This is a genomic window from Streptomyces sp. NPDC026062, assembly GCF_055568375.1.
The window spans coordinates 1-2,429 of record NZ_JBVHOQ010000118.1; the positions used below are offsets into that span (position 1 = coordinate 1).

1 protein-coding gene is annotated in these 2,429 nt (G+C 71.3%); it reads right to left on the reverse strand.

Features of this window, described 5'->3' with window-relative positions; all coding sequences use genetic code 11:
• A partial coding sequence (locus tag ACZ4LX_RS38050; protein ID WP_467651985.1) for a condensation domain-containing protein occupies positions 1-2,429 on the reverse strand: 2,429 nt, incomplete at both ends.

A 2,429-nucleotide genomic window follows, 5' to 3' on the forward strand; every position in this document is an offset into this window, starting at 1 on the left:
CGCGCATCCAACTCCGCATACGACACCTCAACACCCTCGAACACCACAGCAACCGCATCCGGCGTCCGCGCCACCCGCGCCTCGAACAACTCCGGCACAGTGACCCGCGGCATCTCAACCGCCGTGTCGTTCCACTCCACCAGAACCCGGCGCCGCTCACTCTCGTCCAGCACCCCGACAGCGCTCAGCGGCCGGTCCGGTTCGGCGGTGGCGGTTTCCAGGACACGGGCGAAGTACCCCGCGAACCGTGCGGCGGTAGCGGGCTCGAAGAGGTCCGCTGCCACGATCAGCATGCCGCGGAGCCCCGCCGGTTCCCCGTGGGCGTCGAAGGTCTCGCCGACGCTCACGTCCAGGTCGAACTTGGCCACCGCAGTGCCGGCGCTCTGCGCCGCCGGGGTTCCGCCGGTGCGCAGGCCCGGCAGGTCCAGCACCGCCTCGGCGTTGTTCTGCACGGCGAGCACGACCTGGAACAGCGGGTGCCTGGCCAGAGAGCGCGTCGGAGCCAGGTCCTCAACCAGACGTTCGAACGGCACGTCCTGGTGGGCGAATGCGGACAGACCCGCTTCGCGCACCCGTGACAGGAGCCCGCGGAACGTCGGGTTTCCGGACAGGTCCGTACGCAGCACCAACGTGTTGACGAAGAACCCGACCAGGTCGTCGAGAGCTTCATCGGTACGGCCGGCGTTCAGCGAACCGATGGGGATGTCGGTGCCCGCGCCCAGGTCGGACAGGAGCAGGGCCAGCGCGGCCTGGAGCGCCATCGCCACAGTCACGCCTTCGGCGCGGGCCACCTCCACGAGACGTGCGTGGACCTCGGCCGGGATCTCCAGCGGCACGGAGTGCCCCTGGTAGCCGGCGACCGCGGGGCGCGGGTGATCGTAGGGCAGCTCCAGCTCCTCCGGAGCGCCTGCCAGGGCTTCCCTCCAGTAGGCGATCTGCCGGGCCATGGGACTGTCGGGGTCTTCCTCGTCGCCGAGGAGTTCGCGCTGCCACAGCGCGTAGTCGGCGTACTGCACCGGCAGCGGCTCCCACGCCGGGGCGTGCCCCGCGCATCGCGCCTCGTACGCCACCGACACGTCCCGTGCCAGCGGCCGGGTCGACCAGCCGTCACCGGCGATGTGGTGGATGGTCACGACCAGCACGTGGTCCTCCGGGCCGTCCGAGAACAGCCATGCGCGGACCGGCACTTCAGTGGAGAGGTCGAAGGCATACCGTGCGGCGTCGCCGATCGCGGTGGCCAGACCGGTCTTCGGCACCTCGGTCACGTACAGGTCCCACTCCAGGTCCTCGACATCGAGGACGCGCTGGCAGGGCTCACCGTCCACCGTCGCAATGACCGTGCGGAGCACCTCGTGGCGGCCGATCACGTCTCGCAGCGCGGCGTTCAGAGCGGCGGTGTCCACGGCGCCGGTCATGCGCACGGCGACGGGGATGTTGTAGGTCGGGCTCGGGCCCTCCAACTCGCTGATGAACCAAAGACGGCGCTGAGCGTAGGACAGCGGCACTCGCTCCGGGCGCTCCCGCGCCGTCAGGGCAGTCCTGGCCTGCACGGCCTCGTCGATGTGGGCGGCGAGTCCGGCCACCGTCGGGGTGTCGAACAGGGCACGGACCTCGAGTTCGACGCCGAGCGCCACCCTGAGGCGGCTGACGAGGCGCACGGCGAGCAGGGAGTGGCCGCCGAGATCGAAGAAGTCGTCATCGACACCGACCTGGTCGAGTCCGATGACTTCGGCGAACGCGGCGCACAGGATCTCCTCGCGGGCGTTGGCCGGCGCGCGGCCCGTGCCTGCCGTGGTGGCGCCGGCCGGTGCGGGCAGCGCCTTGCGGTCGAGCTTGCCGTTGCTCGTCAGCGGCAGCGCGTCGAGGGTGACCACGGCCGACGGAACCATGTGCCCCGGGAGCCGCTGCGCGGTGAACTCCTTGACCGTGGCGGTCAGTTCGGCCATGTCCGCGTCCTCGTCCGCGGGGACGAGGTAGGCGACCAGACGCGAGTCACCGGGGGTGTCCTCACGGGCGATCACCGCCGCCTGAGCGACCTGCGGATGCGCGGTCAACACGGTCTGGATCTCGCCCGGCTCGACCCGGAAGCCGCGGATCTTCACCTGGTCGTCGGCGCGGCCCAGGAACACCAGCCGGCCGTCGGACGTCCACCGTGCGCGGTCGCCCGTGCGGTACATGCGCACCCCGGCGTCGCCGTACGGGCAGGCGACGAACCGTTCCGAGGTGAGGTCGGGGCGACGCACGTAGCCGCGTGCGAGCTGGGCGCCCGCGACGTACAGCTCGCCCACGACTCCCGGTCCGACGGGTCGCAGCGCGGCGTCGAGCACGTAGGCACGCGTGTTGGCCGCCGGCGTACCGACCGGCACCACACCGTCGGCCACCCCCTCGGCCGTCAGACGCGTCGTGACCACACCGATCGTGGTCTCGGT